This window comes from Mesorhizobium sp. M0998 (genome assembly GCF_040318885.1).
Taxonomy (GTDB): Bacteria; Pseudomonadota; Alphaproteobacteria; order Rhizobiales; family Rhizobiaceae; genus Mesorhizobium.
Window position 1 is genome coordinate 1 of record NZ_JAMYND010000051.1, and the last position, 20,042, is coordinate 20,042.

General features: G+C 63.5%; 21 protein-coding genes and 1 tRNA gene. 10 read left to right on the forward strand and 12 right to left on the reverse strand.

The window, feature by feature from the left end:
* Window positions 1–141: 141 nt before the first annotated feature.
* The 11 genes from NKH59_RS29365 to NKH59_RS29415 all read right to left on the reverse strand — a co-directional run bounded on the left by NKH59_RS29365 (window position 142) and on the right by NKH59_RS29415 (window position 11,985).
* Window positions 142–1,473: an ABC transporter substrate-binding protein gene (locus NKH59_RS29365; RefSeq protein ID WP_352516270.1), complete on the reverse strand. Its 1,332-nt coding sequence runs from the start codon at window positions 1,471–1,473 to the stop codon at window positions 142–144.
* Window positions 1,474–1,522: 49 nt separating this feature from the next.
* Window positions 1,523–2,560, reverse strand: a complete 1,038-nt coding sequence (locus NKH59_RS29370) for a branched-chain amino acid ABC transporter permease (RefSeq protein ID WP_023722896.1) — start codon at window positions 2,558–2,560, stop codon at window positions 1,523–1,525.
* 3 nt (window positions 2,561–2,563) lie between these two features.
* On the reverse strand, window positions 2,564–3,460 hold the full coding sequence (locus NKH59_RS29375) for a branched-chain amino acid ABC transporter permease (protein ID WP_023722895.1): 897 nt from the start codon (window positions 3,458–3,460) through the stop codon (window positions 2,564–2,566).
* Window positions 3,460–4,362, reverse strand: a complete 903-nt coding sequence (locus NKH59_RS29380; RefSeq protein ID WP_352470167.1) for an ABC transporter ATP-binding protein — start codon at window positions 4,360–4,362, stop codon at window positions 3,460–3,462. The genes NKH59_RS29375 and NKH59_RS29380 overlap by 1 nt, the downstream gene beginning before the upstream one ends.
* Before the next feature lie 55 nt (window positions 4,363–4,417).
* Window positions 4,418–5,518, reverse strand: coding sequence for a dimethylsulfone monooxygenase SfnG (sfnG, locus tag NKH59_RS29385; protein ID WP_023722893.1), 1,101 nt, complete (start codon window positions 5,516–5,518; stop codon window positions 4,418–4,420).
* A 27-nt stretch (window positions 5,519–5,545) separates the two neighbouring features.
* Complete coding sequence (msuE, locus tag NKH59_RS29390) at window positions 5,546–6,115, reverse strand: FMN reductase (protein WP_352813641.1); 570 nt, start codon at window positions 6,113–6,115, stop codon at window positions 5,546–5,548.
* Window positions 6,116–6,313: 198 nt separating this feature from the next.
* Window positions 6,314–7,201, reverse strand: a complete 888-nt coding sequence (locus NKH59_RS29395; RefSeq protein ID WP_352774736.1) for an ABC transporter permease — start codon at window positions 7,199–7,201, stop codon at window positions 6,314–6,316.
* Complete coding sequence (locus NKH59_RS29400; RefSeq protein ID WP_352453579.1) at window positions 7,198–8,157, reverse strand: ABC transporter permease; 960 nt, start codon at window positions 8,155–8,157, stop codon at window positions 7,198–7,200. The genes NKH59_RS29395 and NKH59_RS29400 overlap by 4 nt, the downstream gene beginning before the upstream one ends.
* A 7-nt stretch (window positions 8,158–8,164) precedes the next feature.
* On the reverse strand, window positions 8,165–9,802 hold the full coding sequence (locus NKH59_RS29405; RefSeq protein WP_353023862.1) for an ABC transporter substrate-binding protein: 1,638 nt from the start codon (window positions 9,800–9,802) through the stop codon (window positions 8,165–8,167).
* Between the two features lie 33 nt (window positions 9,803–9,835).
* Window positions 9,836–10,612 carry a DUF427 domain-containing protein gene (locus tag NKH59_RS29410; protein ID WP_353023864.1) on the reverse strand — a complete coding sequence of 259 codons (777 nt, stop codon included), beginning with the start codon at window positions 10,610–10,612 and terminating at the stop codon, window positions 9,836–9,838.
* Window positions 10,613–10,626: 14 nt separating this feature from the next.
* Window positions 10,627–11,985, reverse strand: a complete 1,359-nt coding sequence (locus tag NKH59_RS29415; RefSeq protein WP_353023866.1) for an LLM class flavin-dependent oxidoreductase — start codon at window positions 11,983–11,985, stop codon at window positions 10,627–10,629.
* A gap of 191 nt (window positions 11,986–12,176) precedes the next feature.
* Here NKH59_RS29415 and NKH59_RS29420 point away from each other — a divergent pair, with 191 nt between their 5' ends.
* From NKH59_RS29420 to NKH59_RS29435, 4 genes are all read left to right on the forward strand, one after another.
* On the forward strand, window positions 12,177–12,602 hold the full coding sequence (locus NKH59_RS29420) for an ATP-binding cassette domain-containing protein (RefSeq protein WP_353023868.1): 426 nt from the start codon (window positions 12,177–12,179) through the stop codon (window positions 12,600–12,602).
* The gene (locus tag NKH59_RS29425; RefSeq protein ID WP_353023870.1) at window positions 12,599–13,978 is read left to right on the forward strand and encodes an ABC transporter ATP-binding protein; all 1,380 of its coding nucleotides are present in this window, start codon (window positions 12,599–12,601) and stop codon (window positions 13,976–13,978) included. The genes NKH59_RS29420 and NKH59_RS29425 overlap by 4 nt, the downstream gene beginning before the upstream one ends.
* 294 nt (window positions 13,979–14,272) lie before the next feature.
* A complete protein-coding gene (locus NKH59_RS29430; protein ID WP_352541336.1) occupies window positions 14,273–14,500 on the forward strand; it encodes a hypothetical protein in 228 nt (75 codons plus the stop codon).
* A 67-nt stretch (window positions 14,501–14,567) separates the two neighbouring features.
* Window positions 14,568–14,906, forward strand: coding sequence for a BRA0787 family protein (locus tag NKH59_RS29435; protein WP_352470155.1), 339 nt, complete (start codon window positions 14,568–14,570; stop codon window positions 14,904–14,906).
* 163 nt (window positions 14,907–15,069) lie between these two features.
* Here the strand turns inward: NKH59_RS29435 and NKH59_RS29440 are convergent.
* A tRNA-Thr gene (locus tag NKH59_RS29440) sits at window positions 15,070–15,144 on the reverse strand.
* 160 nt (window positions 15,145–15,304) lie between these two features.
* Here NKH59_RS29440 and NKH59_RS29445 point away from each other — a divergent pair.
* The 6 genes from NKH59_RS29445 to NKH59_RS29470 all read left to right on the forward strand — a co-directional run bounded on the left by NKH59_RS29445 (window position 15,305) and on the right by NKH59_RS29470 (window position 19,977).
* Window positions 15,305–15,535: a hypothetical protein gene (locus NKH59_RS29445; protein WP_353023872.1), complete on the forward strand. Its 231-nt coding sequence runs from the start codon at window positions 15,305–15,307 to the stop codon at window positions 15,533–15,535.
* A gap of 157 nt (window positions 15,536–15,692) precedes the next feature.
* A complete protein-coding gene (gene murA, locus NKH59_RS29450) occupies window positions 15,693–16,985 on the forward strand; it encodes a UDP-N-acetylglucosamine 1-carboxyvinyltransferase (RefSeq protein WP_353023874.1) in 1,293 nt (430 codons plus the stop codon).
* A 302-nt stretch (window positions 16,986–17,287) separates the two neighbouring features.
* Window positions 17,288–17,722, forward strand: coding sequence for a DUF2948 family protein (locus tag NKH59_RS29455; RefSeq protein WP_352470153.1), 435 nt, complete (start codon window positions 17,288–17,290; stop codon window positions 17,720–17,722).
* A 4-nt stretch (window positions 17,723–17,726) separates the two neighbouring features.
* Window positions 17,727–19,019: a histidinol dehydrogenase gene (gene hisD, locus NKH59_RS29460; protein WP_353023876.1), complete on the forward strand. Its 1,293-nt coding sequence runs from the start codon at window positions 17,727–17,729 to the stop codon at window positions 19,017–19,019.
* 2 nt (window positions 19,020–19,021) lie between these two features.
* Window positions 19,022–19,507: a UPF0262 family protein gene (locus tag NKH59_RS29465; RefSeq protein ID WP_352470151.1), complete on the forward strand. Its 486-nt coding sequence runs from the start codon at window positions 19,022–19,024 to the stop codon at window positions 19,505–19,507.
* A complete protein-coding gene (locus NKH59_RS29470) occupies window positions 19,495–19,977 on the forward strand; it encodes an arsenate-mycothiol transferase ArsC (protein ID WP_502893829.1) in 483 nt (160 codons plus the stop codon). The genes NKH59_RS29465 and NKH59_RS29470 overlap by 13 nt, the downstream gene beginning before the upstream one ends.
* Window positions 19,978–20,042: the final 65 nt, after the last annotated feature.

Consider the following 20,042-nt stretch of genomic DNA (forward strand, 5'->3'; position numbering starts at 1 on the left):
CCTGGGGGGGGTCTGGCGCGGTTTTAGCGCCCCCCCCGGCCACTCCCGCACCGTAGGGTTTTTTCGGGGCGTCAACCCTTGCACCCCCAATTGGCCTTCAAAGCGCGGCCGCCCGGGGGGCGGCCCGCGAGTTGTTGGACTTCAGTTGCTGACCACTGCTTCGGCGTCTTCGGCCGTGCGGATCTTGATGCCCTTTTCCTTGGCATAGGCCTCGGACGACTTCTCGATGATCGGACGCAGCAGCTTCCAGTCGGGCGCAATCCAGTCGGAGACGACGTTCCACTTCTTGCCGTCCCACTGCTGGAAGGTCACGTAGCCGTCACCTTCGTGATTGTCCCAGGAGACGTTGATCGAGTGGAACAGGTCCTTGGCGCCCAGCGCCTCGACGCGTGCCGGATCGAGCTTGAGATGCTCGAAGCCCCAGCGGACTTCGTCGCCGGTGAGCGTGCGGTTGCCGAACTTGGCCTGCGCGATGCGGACCGCCTCGACATTGAGGATGCCGTTGACGATGCCGAGATTGTGGTAGACCGAGCCGATACGGCTCTTTTCCTCGAGATTGCCTTTGCCGGCGCCGTAGACCGTTTTGACGATCTCCTGGACCACCGGATACTGCTCGCCTGACGCCTGGGTGGTGATGGCCGTATAGCCCTTGGCGGCATCGCCGGCGGGGATCACATCCTCTTCCGAATTCGACCAGACATTGCCGACGATGTGATCGGCCGGGAAGCCGGTCTTCTGCGCGGTCTTGAGCGCAACCGGGTTCATCACGCCCCAGCCGCGCAGCACCACATAGTCCGGATGCTCGCGACGGATCGTCAGCCACTGCGCCTGCTGCTCGTTGCCTGGATGCGGAACCTCGATCTGCGACAGCTCGAAGCCGTATTTCTGCGACAGCAGCTCATAGATCGGAATCGTCTCCTTGCCATAGGGCGAGCCGTGATAGAGCACGACGATCTTCTTGCCCTTGAGCTTGTCGAGGCCACCTTCCTTGGAGGCGATATAGTTCACGATGCCCGAGGTCTCGCTGTAGGGATTGAGCAGCAGCGGGAAGACGTAAGGGAACACGCGTCCGTCCGTGGTGTCGGTGCGGCCGTGGTTGATGGTAATCAGCGGCACCTTGTCATCGGTGATGCGGTCGATCATGGCATAGGCGATGCCGACCGAAAGCGGGTTCCAGGCGGCGATGCCGGGATTGCTCTTCAATCGTTCATAGACCTCGACGCCCTTCTCGACCTCATACTGCGTCTCGCCCTCGCTCCAGGTCAGTTTGACGCCGTTGACGCCGCCGTCGCGGATGTTGATCAGGTTGAGATAGTCGATGAAGCCGCCGAAGAAGCCGGTGCCGCCAGCGGCATAAGGGCCGACGCGGTAGCTCTGCAGGGGAAAATACTGCTCGTCGGCGTGGACCGCCGTCGCGCCGAGGACGAAAGCCGTGGCGATCGCCGCTTTCTTGAGGTGACTGAAGAAGGTCATGGATTGCGTCTCCTGAGGTTGTGGTCCGTGAGAGGATGTCGAGCGGCGCTCAGCTGGACCTTGAGCCGATCCGTCGTTTCAGGCGGTCGAAGAGGGCCGACAGCCCGTTCGGTTCCGCGATGAGGAAGATGATGATGAGCGCGCCGAGCACGATGCGCTGGCTCATGTCGAGAACACCCGAATCGAACAGTCCGCCAAACAGGAAGGCGCCAAGCCGCGACAGGATGAGCGGAAAGATGACGATGAACGCCGCTCCCAGAAAGGCGCCGCGTATCGAGGCCAGCCCGCCGATGATGATGATGAACAGGATCTGGAACGAGCGGTCGAGATTGAAGCCGGCCGGCTCGACGGTGCGCAGATAGGTGAAGGCCCACAGCACCCCGGCGACGCCGATGATGAAGGACGAGATGGCGAACGCGAGCAGCTTGGTCTTCAGCACAGGGACGCCGATCACCCGCGCGGCGGTTTCGTTGTCGCGCACGGCGATGAAATTGCGGCCGGTCGCGCTGTTGACCAGGCGCCAGACGAGCGCCGTGAGCACGATGACCGTGGTCACCGAGAGCAGGTAGCGGCCCGTCGCCCTGTCGAGCGAGAAGCCCGCAACGGCAAGGTGCGGCGCCGAGATCACCCCGGAAGGGTTGTCGTTGGAGAACCACCCGAACTTGGTCAGCGCCCACTGCACGAAGAACTGAGCGGCGAGCGTTGAGACGGCGAGATAGAAGCCGCGCAGGCGCAGGCTCGGCAATCCGAACACGACGCCGATGCCGGCGGCTGAAATCCCGGCCAGGATCATGGTCGCAGCCAGCGGCAGTCCTTCGACCCGAAGGTTGAAATTGTAGGCGGCGAAAGCGCCGACCGCCATGAAGGCGGAGGAGCCCAGCGAAAGCTGGCCGCAATAGCCGGTCAAAAGGTTGAGGCCGACCGCCGCCAGGCTGAGCGCAAGGAACGGCAGCAGGATCGCCTCGACGAGATAGCTCGACGCATAGGCGGGGATCAGGCCGTAGGCCACGGCAATCAGGGCGACGGGCAGAGCTAACCTCTGCCAGTCGATGGGAAGCCTTGCGGCATCGAGCGCTTGCACGGCCATCGGTCAGACCCTTTCGACAGTCTTCTGGCCAAACAGGCCGGAGGGGCGCACCAGCAGGACGACCAGCGCCAGCGCATAGGCGAACCAGCCTTCGATGCCGCCACCGACAAAGGGTCCGAGGTAGACCTCGGCGAGCTTCTCGCTGGCGCCGATGATGAGGCCGCCGACGATGGCGCCGAGGATGGAATCGAAGCCGCCAAGCACCAGTACCGGCAGCGCCTTCAGCACGATCAGCGACAGCGAGAACTGGACGCCGAGGCGCGCGCCCCACAAAAGTCCCGCGACCAGTGCCACGAACCCCGCGGCCGTCCACACCGTTCCCCAGATCCGGGGCAGCCGCAGCCCGACGGCGAGCGCCGCGAACTGGTCGTCTGCGACGGCGCGAAACGCCAGGCCGATGCGGGTCCAATAGAAGAATGCGCTCAAGCCGGCGACCATCGCCGCGGCAATGCCTGCAGCAAGAAGATCGAACGACGATATCAGGATACCGCCGACCTCGAACGGCGTGTCGTCGATGCCGAGATCGAGCCCGTGCACCTGCGTGCCCCACACCAACTGGGCAGCGCCTTCAATGATGTAAGACAGGCCAAGCGTGGCCATGAACAGCGTCATCGGCGAGCGATTGACCAGCGGCCTCAGCACAGTTCGCTCGATGGTGAAGCCCAGCGCAACCATGACCGCGAGGGTAATGAGCAGCGAAAGCGCAAACGGGATGCCGCGTTCGACAAGGCTGACAAAGGTGAGTGCGGCGAACAGCACCATCGACCCTTGCGCGAAGTTCAGCACGCCCGACGTCTTGTAGATCAGCACGAAACCGATGGCGACGAGCGAATACATGACGCCTGAGAGCAAGCCACCGACCAGCACCTCGATGACGAAGAGGAAATCATAGTAGCTCATCAGATGCCCTCGCCATCTTCGCCTTCGGCGGTGCCGATATAGGCCCGGATCACCGCCGGATTGGCCCTGACCTCGGCCGGTGTCCCGTCGGCGATCTTGCGGCCGTAGTCGAGCACGGCGACGCGGTCGGAGAGTCCCATGACCACCCCGATGTCGTGTTCGATGAGGATGATGGTGACGTCGTGCCGGTCGCGCGCTGCGCGCACGAAACCGGCCATCTCGGCCTTCTCGGTCGCCGTCATGCCGGCCATCGGCTCGTCGAGCAGCAGGATCTTCGGCTCGGCGACAAGCGCGCGCGCCAGTTCGACCCGCTTCTGCAGGCCGTAGGGCAGCGTTGCGACCAGGCGATCGGCGACGGCCTCGAGATGCAGGAAGGCGATTGTCTGGTCGACCTTTTCAGCGATCGCGGCATCTTCGCGCCGGGCGCGCGGTAGACCGGCGATATGTTCGACAAAGCTGGCGCGCCGGGTGTGGACGCGGCCCGACGCGATGTTGTCGCGCACTGAAAGCCCACCGAACAGTGCCAGGTTCTGGAAGGTGCGCGCGACGCCGAGCCGTGCCAGACGGCTTGCCGACACCCGGGAGAAGGACTGGCCATCGATCGCGATCTTGCCCTGATCGGCGTGATAGAGGCCGCTGATGATGTTGATCAGCGAGGATTTGCCGGCGCCATTGGGACCGATCACCGCGCGGATCTCGCGGCTTTTGACCTCGAGGTCGACATCCCGCAATGCCATGACGCCACCAAAAGAAATGCTGATCCCGCCCAGCGCCAGGATCGCATCAGCCTTTGGCGACAGGCGCGCCGGGCGCGTGTCCTCGACGGGACCAGCACCAGCAAGAATCCCGGAGATTTCGGGCGCGCGCTCGTATGCGGCGGCTCCCAGCGAAGCACCAATCATGAAACGTCCCTGATTTTGAAGGCGTGCGGGCGGCGGCCTGAAGGCCGCGCCTGTCCTATTCCGCGGCGACGAGCTCCCTGTCGCGCGCCGCTTCCAGTTCGCGCACCAGAGGGATGACGCGCTTGCCGAAGAACTCCACCTCTTCCTGGAAATGCAGGAAACCGAGCAGGATCAGATCCGCGCCGGCATCCTTCAGCTTGAGGATGCGTTCGGCAATCTGTTCCGGCGTGCCGATGAGATTGCTGCGGAAGCCGTCATTGTATTGGACAAGATCCTCGAAAGAGGATTTCGCCCAGTTACCCTCGCCTTCCGGCGAGGCCTTGCCGGCGTTCTTGACCTGATCGGCGAAACCCTGCACCGCCTCCGGATTGGCCTTGGCGATGATCTCGTCGAGCACGGTGCGCGCTTCTGCCTCGGTTTCGCGAGCGATGGCAAAGGCGTTGACGCCGATCTTGACCTTGTGGCCATTGGCCTTCGCCTTGGTCTTGATGTCGTCAACCTGCTTCTTGATCTCTTCCGGCGTGTTGCCGTTGGTGAAATACCAGTCGGAAACCCGCGCAGCCATGTCGCGCGCCGCGCGTGATGAGCCGCCCTGGAAGATCTCCGGCTGCGGATCGATCGGCTTCGGCTTCATCGAGTAGTTGGTAAAGCGATAGAAGTCGCCCTTCAAAGTGAAATTGTCCTCGGTCCAGATGCCGCGCAGCGCACGGATGAATTCCTCCGAACGGCGATAGCGCTCGTCATGGTCGAGCCACAGCTCGCCGATGGCGGCGAACTCACCGCGGAACCACCCGCTGACGACATTGACGGCGACACGGCCATTGGTCAGGTGATTGATGGTGGCTATCTGCTTGGCCGCCAGCGCTGGATTCCATGGGCCGGGCAGGATCGCCGCGATGACTTTCAGCGTTGTGGTGGCAGCGAGCAAGGCATGGCTGAACGAGACGGATTCGTGCTGGTTGTCGGCGCCATAGCCGGCCGTGAAGCGTATTTGGCTGAGCGCGTAGTCGAAGCCGTTGGCCTCGGCGATCTGGGCAAGCTTGCGGTTATAGTCGATGTCCCAGCCTGTCCGCTGCTCGATGTTGGAGATGACAAGGCCGCCCGAAACGTTCGGGACCCAGTAGGCGAACTTCACGTTGTCGGAATTCGAGGTCATTTCGTTCGTTTCCCCTTTTGATTGGCTTCAACCGACGCGCGTGGCGACGGCAGTGTTTGCATCACTGGAATTAAGCAAGGAAATCGCTTCGGTAGCGGCCCGTGAGATGCGCTCGATAATCGCCGCGCCGACGATCTTGGCATCGACGAAATCGTCGGGCGCGCCGTAGACGCCGGTCGGGACGGTGACGGCCCCGAAAAAACCGAACAATGGCCGGAGCTGATGTTCGAGAACCAGGCCATGGTATGGACTTCCGCCGGTTGCCGCGAGAAGCACGGTCTTGCCCGTCAGTGCACGATGATCGACGAGGTCGAACAGGTGCTTGAGAGCGCCGGTGTAGGACGCCCGATAGACCGGCGTTCCGACCACGAGCAGGTCGGCCTTCTCGACACGCTGGATGATCGCTTCGCCAGACGCGCCGAGCGCACGACGAGACAGCCCGGCGAAAATCGAAGGCGCCGCCTCGGTGATTTCGATCAGGCCGGTGTCTGCCGGGACGCGCAAGGCGACTGCCTTGACCAGCGCGTTGACCACCGCGGTAGTGCGCGATGGTGTGCTTACGCCGCCGGATATTCCGAGAACCGATAGCCTTGCCAACTCGTCAATCTCCCGGACCCTGCATGCGCATCGGGTCATTTCCAAACCGGGGCAGACGATATTCGACAAATCTATAGAGATAAGGAACTACGTTCCGATTTTTCGGCCTCGCGGAGAAAAATGCCGTTCTGCTAATGGACGTAGCAATGTCCGTATAGCGAGCAGACCGAAGCTCAGGCCATCAATACGGCTTCGCATTCATCCATCACCATTTTCAAACGCGCCTAAGCCTTGGGCAATTAGGTTCGTTGCCATGACCAGTGAAACGATCGCGCCGGAATTGAAAACGACGACCCACCATTTACCGCCGGTCAGGAAGCCGTAGCCGTCGGCGACGGCTAGCCCCCAATCGGCGGAAGGCGGCTGGATGCCGAGGCCCAGAAAACTCAGCGTCGCGATCGAAAAGAACGCGTAGCCCAGCCGAGTGACGAACTCGATGAGGATGGTCTCCCTGATGTTGGGCAATATCTCCAGGAACATGATGGCGAGCGCGCCTTCGCCGCCAAGCCGGGCGGCGCTGACATAGTCGCGCTGCTTCTGCTCGCGCACGGCGGCGCGGACGGTGCGCGCCACCAGCGGCGCATAGGCGATGCCGATCACCAGGACGACCGTCAGGTTCGACGGCCCGATCGCCACCAGCGTCATGGTGACGAGAACGATGAATGGAAACGCCATCAGTGTATCGAGCAACCGCGCGCCGATGGCATCGGTGAGGCCATCGAAATAGCCGAGCACCAGGCCGATGATGCTGCCGGCGGCAACGCCGACCAGCGTCGCCAGCGGCGCAACCAGCAGGATATCGCGCGATCCGACGATAATGCGGGACAGCACGTCGCGGCCGAGCTGATCGGTCCCGAACCAGTGCGAGGCATCGGGCGGCGTCAGCATCGCCAGAAAATCCTCGGCATAGGGATCATACGGAACGAAAAGATTGCCTGCTACCGCGCATACGACCCAGAACAGTAGCAGCAGCGTTCCGATCACGACCGATGGGGGCAGTCCGGAGAAGGCACTGCCGATCCTGCGCACCGCCGGAAAACCGGCCACGGCGCGCCGTGATGCGGGAAACTCCGTCAGATCCGTCATGGCGAGGTCCGACGGCGTTGCCGCGGATCGAGCAAGGCCAGCACGAAGTCGCCCGCCGCCGCCGAAAGAACAAAGATTGCCGCCATCACCAGCACCCCCGCTTCAAGCATCGGGAAATCTCGCGCCTTGGCCGCGTTCAGAACCAGATTGCCAAGTCCCTGGATGCCGAACAGCGCTTCGATCACAACCAGCCCGCCAAGCATGTATCCGGTCTGCGTCGCCAGCACCGCGATGGTCGGGGTCAGCGCATTGCGCAGCACGTGCCGAAGGATGATCTCGCGCCGCTCAAGCCCTTTCAGGACGGCGGTGCGTGTGTAGTCGGCGGCCATCGCCTCGATCACGCCGGCCCGCGTCATCCGGGCGATGTAGCCGGCAAGATTGAGCACCAGCGGCAGCGCCGGCAGGATCAGATAATAGCCTTGCGTCCAGAAGCCCGCGCCATCCGGCGCAACGCCTGAGATCGGGAACCAGTTCAGCCACAGGCCGAAAACGATGAGCAGCATCAGGCCGGACACAAAATCCGGGACGATGCCGAAGGAGACGCCCGCCATCACGATCAGCCGGTCGATGAGGCGGCCGGCGTTGAGACCGGCGATGACACCGCCGCCAACCCCGAGCGGAATGAGAAAGACCAAAATAATGCCGGCAAGGGATGCGGAGCGCTTCAGGCTCTCCAGCACGAATGGGGCCACCGGCGCGCGCATCGAAAGCGAGGTGCCGAAATCGCCTGACACCGCCTTGCTGAACCAGAGCCAATACTGGACGAGAACTGGCTGGTCGGCGCCCAGCCGCTTGTTCAGCTCCGCCACCGCCTGCGCGTCGGCAAACGGCCCGAGCATCACGCGGCCGACATCGCCGGGCAAAACCTGCCCGGCGAAGAAAACCAGGACACTGACAAGCCACAGCGTGAGGACAAGAGTGCCCACACGCGCTGACAGAATGCGGCCGGTCAGCATGTCGCGATCATGCCTGGACGAAGGAAACGCGATCGAGCAGCAGATGCGAGATTGCGGTGAAGCGCACGCCCTCGACCTTCGAGCTGACAATCCGGCTGTATTGCGAGAAGTAGCTGATGATCGCCGGCGTCTCGTCAAGCAAAAGCGTCTGGATCTTGCCGGCAGCAAGGCGCTGGGCATTGAGGTCACGCGCCTTCGAGTAGTCGAGCAGCAGCGCATCATAGCCGGGGTTGTTGAAATGCGCCGCGTTCCAGGCTCCCGTACTCTTCAGCGTGGCGTTGAGGAAGATGTCGGGCGTGCCGCGATGGCCGTAGTCGGTGATGCCGAGAACCGAATCCAGCCAGGGCGAGCTGCCGAAGGTCGCCGAGCCGTAATAGGCGTCCTGCGGCAGGACATTGAGCTTGACATCGATGCCGACCTTTTTGGCGAAGTTCTGGATGATCACCGCATAGTCGGGAATGTCATAGGCGCGTTCGGTGGTCAGCGTCACCGCGAAGCCGTTCGGCACGCCGGCTTCGCCAAGCAGCCGCTTGGCCTCCGTGATATCGTGCTTGCGCTGCGGCACCGACGGATCGGCCGAAGGGAAGATCGGCGCGAACGGGGTGTCGTTGCCGACGATGGCGCGGCCCTTCAGCAGCCCCTTGACCACCGCCTCGCGGTCGATGGTGAGTGCCAGCGCGCGGCGGATGCGCTTGTCGGTGAACGGCGCCTGGTCGGTTCTGAGATGCACCTGGTCATGCGAGCTTGCCTGCACGCTGAGCAGCTTGAAGTTGGGGTTGCCCTCGATCGCCAGTTCCAACCGCGTCGTGCTGGGGATGACGTCGAGCTGGCCGGCCTGCAGCGTCAGCACCTGCGCCTGCTCGTCGTCGAAGAACTTGATCTCGATGCGGTCGGGAAGTGCCTTCTCGCCCCAGTAATCCGGATTGCGCACGAAGCTGGCGCCTTGCTTGGGACGGAAGGATTCGAGCTTGAACGGGCCGGTGCCGTTGAAATTTTTCTCGAAATCGCCGGCATAGTCGGCCGGCAGGATGACGGCGTTATAGACGTCGGAAGAGACATAGAAAGGGAAATTGCTGTTCGGACCGTCGAGATCGAAGGCGACCGTTTCGTCATCGACCAGCTTGGCGCCACCCTTGGACAGGATGCCCTTGTAGGCTGAGAGCGCCGACGAGCCGCTGGCGGGATCGACCAGCCGCTCGAAGCTCGCCACCACGTCCTTGGCGGTGACGGCGCGGCCATCGTGGAATTTCACTCCTTGCCGCAATTTGAAGGTCCAGCGGCTGGCTGTCTCGTCGGCCTCCCAGGACAAAGCGAGCTTCGGCTGGAGACCGTCCTTCGGATCGTCGAGGATCAGATATTCGCCGACCTGGCTGATCACCCCGATGCTGGCCGGATCGGTCACCGAAACCGGATCGATCGCCTTGGTCGGCTGACCGAGCCCGACACGAACCGTGCCGCCGGCGGCGGCCGCGGCGCGCGCGCCTCCAAGCCCCTGCGAGGCGGCAAAGCCTGTCAGGCCGAGCAGTGCGGCGTATTTCAGGAGATCGCGGCGCTTGAGAAAGCCGCCCTGATATTCGTCGACGGCGACATTCCAGATGTCCCCCGACAGGCTGCGAAGTGCGTCGATATCCCTGCGTTTGGTCATGTTAAACCCTGCTTTGAAATGAAAATTGAAAACCTATGCGACGGGTTCGCCGTCGAGATGGATGCGGTCAACGGCCTGCGGATAGAAGGCGATGAGGCCTTTGATCTTCGGCATTTCGACGATTGGATCCCGGTAGCTCCAGGCGATGTCCGGGTGCACCGTTCCGTCGCTCAGCACCCCCGACCAGTAGGAGGCAATGCCCTTGTAGGGACATCGCGTCGTTGTAACGGACGCGGTCAGCCGCTCCAGCCGGATGTCTTCCGCCGGTAGATAGAAACGCGTCGGCAGATGGGTCTCGAACAAAAGCACCGGGCGGTGACTGTCGGCGATCGGCTCGCCGTCGAACCAGACCTGCACATGGCTCGTGCTTTGCAGCACATCAATGCGCGCATAAGGGTCTCGCGCATGGACGAAGACCTCTTCGTCCTCCTCGAACCATTGGTCGACGGCCTTCCAGGTGAAGGCGATCCGCCCGGCCAGGGACGCCAGCGCTTCGTCCGGCGGCGAGATGAACGCCCACGCCGCGTTGGCACTGCGCCTGTCGCCGCTGTCGATATCCCAATAGGCCGTCTCGCCACCGACTGGATGCGGTTCGCGATGCAGCGAGGGCTTCAGCACCGACGGATCTACCGCTGACGGCGGGAAGAAATAGATCGGCAGGAAATGGTTGGAGCGCAGCACCAGCACGTTGCGGCTGTCGGCGATCGTGCGGCCGCCGAATTTGACGCGCACACGCTTGGGACTGTGCAGGACATTGACGAGCTGCGGCGCGGTGGCTTCGCGAGGCTGCAATCTTGGCGCGACGGTCATGATCGTTCTCCCGGTCAGGACACGGCGCGTGCGTTGTCGCGCTGCTCGGCGAAGCGGTTTGCCGGCCGCGCCAGACCGAAGCGGTCGCGCAGCGTTCCCGGCGCGTATTCGGTCGGGAACACGCCGCGGCGCTGCAGCTCCGGCACCACCTGTTCGGCGAAATTCACCCAGTCCTCGGGCAGCAGCGGGAACATCAGGTTGAAGCCGTCGGCGGCGCCTGAAACGAACCAGTCCTGCAACTGGTCGGCGATCTGTTTGGGCGTGCCGGCGACGGTCGGCACCGAACCGCTGTTGGCGAGCTTGCGGGCGATGTCGCGTAGGCTGAGATTCTGCTTCGACCATTCCTTGACCCGGTTGAGCGATGTCCGTCCGCCATTGAAGGTGCTCTCGTCCGGCAGCGGCGGCAGCGGCCCGTCTGGCGGATAGACGGAGAGATCGATGCCGCTCCAGCTGGACAGAAGGTCGATGCCGACCTGATCGGGCAACAGGGTCTGGAGGTATTCCTGTTTTTCGCGGCCTTCCGCCTCGGAAGCGGCGACAATCGGCAGAATGCCCGGCAGGATCTTGAAGCTCTCCGGCCGCCTGCCATAGCGGGCGAGGCGCTCGTTGATGTCCTGCCGGTATTTGATGCCGTCTTCCCTGGTGCTGTAGATGGCGAAATGCACGTCGGCCTGGGCGGCGGCGAAGTTCTTGCCGTCCTCGGACGAGCCGGCCTGGACGATCAGCGGGTGGCCCTGCGGCGGCCGCGAGACGTTGAGCGGCCCGCGCACCTTGAAGTGCTTGCCTTTGTGATCGATGGGGTGGACCTTGTCGGGATCGGCGAAATAGCCCGTCTCCTTGTCGATCAGCAGCGCCTCGTCTTCCCAGCTGTCCCAAAGCGCCTTGACGATATCGAGGAATTCGGCCGCGCGCTCATAGCGGAACGCATGTTCGATGTTGCCGTCGCGGCCGAAATTGCGCGCCTCCTCGTCCATGGCCGATGTGACGACGTTCCACGACGCCCTGCCCTTGCTGATATGGTCAAGCGAGGCGAACATGCGCGCAACATTGTAGGGCTCACTGTACGAGCTCGACACCGTGGTGATCAGGCCGATGTGTTTGGTCACGCCGGCCAGTGCCGACAGCAGCGTCAATGGCTCAAGGCGGGCATTGGCGTAGTGGGCGACACCGCTCTTGACCGAATCCCAGATCGAAACGTGGTCGGCGACGAAGATGGTGTCGATCCTGGCCCGCTCGGCCGCTTGCAGGAGATCACGGTAGAACTCGAAGTCCAGCACCTCCCGGCCCGGCGCCCGCGGATGGCGCCACGACATCCGATGATCGCCCTGCGGGTTGAAGAAAAATGCGCTGAGGAGCATGTGGTCTCGAGCCATGCCGGTCTCCTTCCAGATCTGCTCCGGAGATTGTCGCACTGCTTCGGCAAGCGGCGACAATCGCTCTTGAGCCATGAAAGTTAGATTGCGCTCCGTCCTAATTCGAGTAACTTTATAGATATAATGCGTTGCGAAAGTGGAAGCGATTGCCCTCGATCGCGACGCTGGAAGAAAGTGGTTTCAAGCTCCCAATGTCCTCCTCGGTTCTGAACGTCGACCAGCTTTCCATCGCCTATGACGGGCGCAATGGATCGCATCCCGCCGTCAGTGGCGTCTCCCTGCGCATAGGCGAAGGCGAAGCACTCGGCCTTGTCGGCGAGTCTGGATCGGGGAAAAGCTCGGTGGCGCTCGCCATCCTGCGCTATCTGCCGAAGAATGCCCGCATCGCGGCGTCAGCGCTGGAGTTCCAGGGCCGCGAAATCCGCGACCTTTCCGCCGAGCAGTTGCGCCAACTCAGGGGAAATCATATCGCCGCCGTCTACCAGCACCCGGGCGCGGCCCTCAACCCAAGCATGACGATCGGCCGCCAGATCACCGAGACGATCATGCGGCATCGCCCGGTGCGCCAGGACGAGGCGCGCGAGCGGCTTGCGAACTGCTCGGGCGCGTTCGGGTGAGCCATCCGGAGCGGGTGCTGGGGCTCTATCCACACGAACTCTCCGGCGGCATGCAGCAGCGCGCCAACATCGCCATCGCGATTGCGCTCGACCCGTCGCTGCTGGTGCTGGACGAGCCGACGACGGCGCTCGACGCCAGCGTCCAGTCCGAGATCATCGCTATCCTCTCCGGCCTGCGCAAGGACCACAAAACCAGCATTCTGCTGATCAGCCACGACATCAACATGATCCGCCGCACCTGCGACCGGGTGGCGGTGATGCAGTCGGGAACCGTGGTCGAAAGCGGCGCCGCCGGCGACGTCTTCGACAACCCCTCTCACGCCTATACGAAGGCGCTGATCGCCTCGATCCCGGCGCTCAACTACACGAAGCGGAATGGAAGACTGGCGGAGACGGACGGCCTGCCATCGCACTCGGCGGTCCAGAATGAAGACGCGGGCCGGCGCAAAGAACGCCGAATCGCGATCGCCTGCAAAGGCATCAGCCATGCGTTCGGCAGCCAACTGGTGCTCAGCAATATCGATCTCGACATCGGCCACGGCGAGACCTTCGGGCTGATCGGCGAATCCGGTTCCGGCAAGTCTACGCTGGCAAGGATCGTCACCGGCCTACAGATGCCAGACGCCGGATCGGTCGAGCTGTTCGGCAGGACGGTCGCACCGCGCGTCGAGAAGAGAAGTATTGGCGAACGCCGCGATGTGCAGATGGTTTTCCAGTCGCCGGATCGCACGCTCAATCCGCGTAAGCGGATCGGCAGGATACTCGGCCGCCCGCTGCGCCGGCTCGCCGGCCTGCGCAGCAGTGAGATAAAGGCCCGCGTCAGCGATTTGCTGCAATCGGTTCGCCTTGCCGGCGCCACAGCCGAGCAGAAGTCGCGATCACTATCCGGCGGCCAGCGGCAACGGGCGGCCATCGCACGGGCCTTCGCCGGCGTGCCGAAGGTCGTCGTGCTCGACGAACCCACTTCGGCGCTCGACGTTTCCGTCCAGGCAACCGTTCTCAACCTGCTCAACGACCTGCAGCGCGACAAGGACACGACCTATCTGTTCATCAGCCACGATCTCAGGGTCGTGCGCTACATGGCCGACAGGATCGGCGTGCTGTACCGCGGCCGCCTGGTCGAAACCGGCTCATCCGACCAGATTTTTCACGGACCCAATCATCCCTATACGAAACTGCTGCTGGCGGCGTCTTCAGACGATGCAGCGCCGAAGATCATCTCTCAGGCCGACATCGCGGCGGGCCCGAGCCAGGGATGCGCCTTCGCCGGCCGTTGCTCGCTCGCTGTTGCCGATTGCTGGAAAGCCGAACCGCCCCTCAGCCAAGCTGGCGACGAGCACCTGATCGCATGTTGGCGGCTCGACCAAGGTTCATGAAGGACGGATCATCATTCTGAAGATCCGTCGCGCTCGCGAGGAAGGCGCGATGGAGCTGATCCCCGTCGCAAAGTGCCAAGAGACCGGGAGCTGCGGCCGTTCGAGGCGCGGATAGCAGGAAGCTTGGCGATCAGGCATCCACCGTAGTCACAGGCAAGCTCGCATGGTATTTCGTCTGAGGCTCGCTCCTTACAAGCCAATGTCTACAAGTTTGATAGACATTTGCTAAGAAGCCGGTCATACTGCCTCTTCAAGTGCCTGACTTTTCGCCGTCCATGTTCGCAGGATCAGGAGATGACGATGACGCAGACATTTCTGGAAGCCGTTCCGGGCTGTATCAGGATCGTGATCGGCGCCCTTTTCCCGCCCATGGAGCGTTCACGTTATGCGCCGGATCAGGCGCAGGCGGACGACGCTTCTGACTCCGAGGCGAAATTTCGCCGCTCAGGACGGGATGAAGCCTTCTATTGGGGCATCGGCACTTGCGGCTATTGGGTAGGCGCCCGTCGCATCCGGCCATAGACCAATCATCGAAATGCGGGGGTTACCTGGCAGCATTGGCTGGCTGCCGCGATCCAGGAGGAGACCGATGACCACACGCCTTTTACCCGCACTGCATGAGGGCCATGCTCCGATTCATTTGCACGGAGCCTTCGACGATGCCTTGGAAGCTTACCAGACCTGGATTCCGGGAACGGACGAGCCGCACGTGGAATTTGAGGACCAGATGGTGCCGATCAGTTCGGTCTTCGGCCGCATGCGGACCTGCACCGATATTCTTCCTTGGCGCATCGAGGGCGATGTCCTAGAGGTTGTCGGCAATGCACTGGTTTTCGGCGGCGAAAAGGCGATCACTTACGCCGATGCCGCTCTGGTCCTTCGCGCTTTGTGCGTGAAGCGACTCCGGAGCGACGACGTCGGCAACTAACAGGCGACGCTGCGTAGGCTCCCGTCAAAGCCGGAGCCGGGCACAAGGGCAGCTCGGCTCCGTATCATTCAGCCAGTATGCGTCGCGATCTGCCCTGATAGCCTCTATTTGCTCAGTCGGTCATGCGCGACGATGGCCATAGCTCTGCATGGTGCGGATAGACTGGTGCTGCGAGAGAGGATTGAACTCTCGACCTCTCCCTTACCAAGGGAGTGCTCTACCACTGAGCTACCGCAGCCGCCGATGGCGGGGCTTCTGCCATATCGAACCGGCAAGCGCAAGGCCAAGACAAAGACGGGTTGAAAGGCCGCACCGGGCGATCGTTGCGGACATGGCCGTGCCACAATGTTGGCTATCCCTTTATATGCACCGGCGGGTCGCCGGCCGGGGGCAGAACGATGAACGGCAAGACAGTTTCTCCGAACAAGGATGGATCACCGAAGAAGGATGGTTCAGCGAAAAAGGCCGGAACGGGCCGCAAGGACCGGCTGGCCGAGCAGTTGCGCGCCAACCTGCAGAAGCGCAAGGCGCAATCGCGCTCACGAAGAGCCGGCGACGCCGACAAGCGGCGCGCTGGCGACGCCGACAAGCGGCCGGAGGGGCTGCAAGCGGTGATGAAAAAAGATTAACGCGAATCGGCTATGTTGGTCGCCGGTACTTTGGCCAAGTCGGCGTGGGCCAAAGTGGGGAGTAGCCTGTTTCTTGAACCAAGCCGGCCAATGGTTTAGATGGCCGCAACAGACTCAACCGATTTAAACCGGCCTTGGCGCCGAGGGGACGCTCTTCATGGATCGCATCAGAATTGTCGGCGGCAACAAGCTTGCCGGAAGCATTCCGATCTCGGGCGCGAAAAACGCTGCGCTGCCGCTGATGATCGCCGCGCTTTTGACCGATGACACGCTGACGCTGGAAAACGTGCCGCATCTGGCCGATGTCGAGCAGCTGATCCGCATCCTCGGCAATCACGGCGTCGACTATTCGGTCAATGGCCGCCGCGAAAAGCAGCAGGAAGGCTATTCGCGCACCATCACTTTCTCGGCCCGCAACATCGTCGACACGACGGCGCCTTACGAGCTGGTGTCGAAGATGCGGGCGTCGTTCTGGGTGATCGGCCCGCTGCTGGCCCGCATGGGCGAGGCCAAGGTGTCGCTGCCCGGCGGCTGCGCCATCGGCACACGGCCGGTTGACCTCTTCCTCGACGGCCTGCAGGCGCTGGGCGCCGATATCGACGTCGACACCGGCTACGTCATCGCCAAGACCAGGAACGGCCGGCTTGTCGGCAACCGTTATGTGTTCCCGAAAGTTTCGGTCGGCGCCACCCATGTGCTGATGATGGCGGCCTCGCTGGCCAAGGGCGAGACGGTGCTCGAAAACGCCGCGCGCGAGCCGGAGATCGTCAACCTCGCCGAATGCCTCAACGCCATGGGCGCGAAGATCTCGGGCGCCGGCACGGCGACCATCACCATCGACGGCGTCGAGGCGCTGTCGGGTGCTCGCGTCAGGGTGATCCCCGACCGCATCGAGACCGGCACCTATGCGATGGCGGTGGCGATGACCGGCGGCGACGTCGTGCTGGAAGGCGCGCGGCCCGACCTGTTGCAGACGGCGCTCGACATCATTTCGCAGACCGGCGCCGAGATCACGCAGACCAATTCCGGCATCCGCGTCAGGCGCAACGGCGCCGGCATTTCGCCGGTCGATGTGACGACGGCGCCCTTCCCGGCGTTCCCGACCGATCTGCAGGCGCAGTTCATGGGTCTGATGACGATGGCCAAGGGCAAGTCGCGCATCACCGAGACGATCTTCGAAAACCGCTTCATGCACGTCCAGGAACTCGCCCGGCTCGGCGCCCACATCACGCTGTCCGGCCAGACGGCGATCGTCGACGGCGTAGCGAAGCTGAAGGGCGCGCCAGTCATGGCGACCGATCTTCGCGCCTCGGTGTCGCTGGTCATTGCCGGCCTTGCTGCCGAAGGCGAAACCACGGTCAACCGCGTCTACCATCTCGACCGCGGCTTCGAGCGGCTGGAGGAAAAGCTGTCTGGCTGCGGCGCGGAGATCGAGCGCATTTCTGGGTGACCATAGCAGGCTCAGGTCGGCGCTGCCCCTCATCTGCCTGCCGGCATCTTCTCACCGTATAGGGACGGGGAGAAGGGACGCCTCGCGAAGGATTTCGCCAATCTCCAGCGTTGCGGGAGGGTGCCGAGGTTGCGGCCAGCCCCTTCTCCCCGTCCCTATACGGGGAGAAGGGGCTGGCAGGGGGATGAGGGGGCAGCGCTGACCGGGGCGATTGCCTGGACAAGACCTCCGGCGCGGTTGCACGAGCAGGAAAGACCGCCTAACAGAAGGTCGAATAATCAACTCGCAGGTGCGAATTCCGCATGAATGGCCTCAAGCTTGTCGCGCTCGACGATCAGGATCTGAGCATCATCTCGGCGCATGTCCAGGATGCCGTCATGAAGGTCAGCGATCTCGAATACCTGCCTTCGGTAAAGCGCTTCGTGCTGACCATGAACCGCTTCGTCTGGGAGGCGAAATCCGGCTTCTTCCGCCAGCACAATGAGCGGCGGCAGGCCGTGCTGCATTTCGACCGGGTGCTCGGCGCCAAGACCAGCGGCATTGCCCGCGACAAGCCGGACGAGGTGCTGTCGCTGCTGGCGATCAGCTTTCTCGCGCTCGACAAGCCGGCCGGCATCGTCGAGCTGATCTTTTCGGGCGGCGGCGCGATCATGCTCGATGTCGAATGCATCGAGGCACGGCTTGCCGATGTCGGCGGCGCCTGGGAAGCGACGTCGCGCCCGGTCCACAGGGTTTGAGCCGATGGCCATCACGCTTCGCCAGTCCGACGCCGATTTCGAGCAGCGCTTTGCCGCGTTCCTGCTGACCAAGCGGGAAGTCTCGGCCGATGTCGACGCCGTGGTGCGCGAGATCATCGCCAAGGTGCGTGCCGAGGGCGACGCGGCGCTGGTCGGGTACACGCAGAAATTCGGCGGCGGCGACCTGGCCAGGCTCGGCATCGCCGTCTCCAGGGACGACATTGCCAAGGCTTACGAGGCCGCCGATCCGCAGACGGTCGAGGCGCTGAAATTCGCGCGCGAGCGCATCCGCTCCCACCACCAGCGGCAGCTGCCGCAGGACGACCGCTACACCGATGCCGCCGGCGTCGAGCTCGGCTCGCGCTGGACGGCAATCGAGGCCGTCGGGCTCTACGTGCCGGGCGGCACGGCGAGCTATCCGAGCTCGGTGCTGATGAACGCGGTACCGGCCAAGGTCGCCGGCGTCGAGCGCATCGCCATGGTGGTGCCGGCCTCCGGCGGCGAGGTGCCGCCGCTGGTGCTTGTGGCAGCCGATCTTGCCGGTGTCTCCGAAATCTACCGCGTTGGTGGCGCCCAGGCGATCGCGGCCCTTGCCTATGGTACCGAAACGATAAAGCCCGTCGCCAAGATCGTCGGTCCCGGCAATGCCTATGTCGCGGCGGCCAAGCGCCAGGTGTTCGGCACGGTCGGCATCGACATGATCGCCGGGCCGTCGGAAGTGCTGGTTGTCGCCGACGGCAGCAACGATCCGGACTGGATCGCCGCCGACCTACTCGCCCAGGCCGAACACGATGTGTCGGCGCAGTCGATCTTGATCACCGACGACCGTGCCTTTGGCGCAGCGGTAGAACAGGCGGTGGAGCGGCAGTTGCAGAACCTGCCGCGCGGAGAAACGGCGGCGGCGAGCTGGCGCGATTTCGGCGCCGTCATCCTGGTGCCGACGATCGAGGCAGCACTGCCGCTGGTCGACCGCATCGCGGCCGAACATGTCGAGCTTGCCATCGACGACCCAGAGGGCTTCCTGGCGCGGATGCGCAATGCGGGTGCGGTGTTTCTCGGCCGTCATACGCCGGAAGCCATCGGCGACTATGTCGCCGGCTCCAATCACGTGCTGCCGACGGCGCGCTCGGCGCGCTTTTCGTCCGGGCTTTCGGTGCTCGATTTCGTCAAGCGCACCTCGATCCTGAAGCTCGGGCCGGAGCAGTTGCGGGCACTGGCGCCGGCGGCGATCACGCTCGCCAAGGCGGAAGGCCTCGATGCACATGGACGCTCCGTCGCAATCCGGCTGAACATGTAGAAATGTCCGATTACGACCAAACCCGCGCCAGGCTGATCGATGTCGAACTCGACGAGACGATCGGCCGCTCGACGCCCGATGTCGAGCATGAGCGGGCGGTGGCGATCTTCGACCTGATCGAGGAGAACCGCTTCCAGCCGGTCAATGACGACGGCGCCGGGCCATACCGGCTGAAACTGTCGCTGGCCGAATCCCGGCTGGTGTTCGCGGTGACGCGCGAGGACGGCGCAGCCGTGGTCACCCACATCCTGTCGCTGACGCCGCTTCGGCGCATCGTCAAGGACTACTACATGATCTGCGAAAGCTATTACGATGCCATCCGCACCGCGACGCCAAGCCATATCGAGGCGATAGACATGGGCCGGCGCGGCCTGCACAATGAAGGCTCGCAGAGGCTGATGGATCGGCTTGCCGGCAAGATCGAGATTGACTTCGACACGGCGCGCCGGCTGTTCACGCTGGTTTGCGTGCTGCACTGGCGAGGCTGAAACTGGCCGCCCCGCTGCCCCGCCAGATCCTGCCCCGCTCGATCCTGTTTGTCTGCGGCATGAACGCCGTGCGCTCGCCGATGGCCGAATTGCTGGCGCGCAAGGTGCTCCCGCCTACCACCTTCGTCGCCTCGGCGGGAGTGCGCGGCGGCGAACGCGATCCGTTCGTCGATGCCGTGCTGGCCGAAGAAGGGCTGTCGCTCGGCGAACGGCACCCGAGAACGATGGATGACCTCGAGGACGATTATTTCGACCTGATCGTCACGCTGGCGCCGGAAGCCCACCACATCGCGCTCGAACTCACCCGCTCGCTGGCCGTCGAGGTCGAATATTGGCCGATGCCCGACCCGACCGGCGTCAGCGGCACGCGCGAGCAGATCATGGCCGCCTACCGCGACGTGCGCGAGCGGCTGAAGGCGCGGATCGGCCGCCGTTTCCTCGGCAACGGGGCTGAAAACGCCGCGGATTAAGCATGTTCACAAGCGGGCGTTTATCATATAGGTTCCGCGCAACTTTCCGGCCGGGGCGCTGGAAG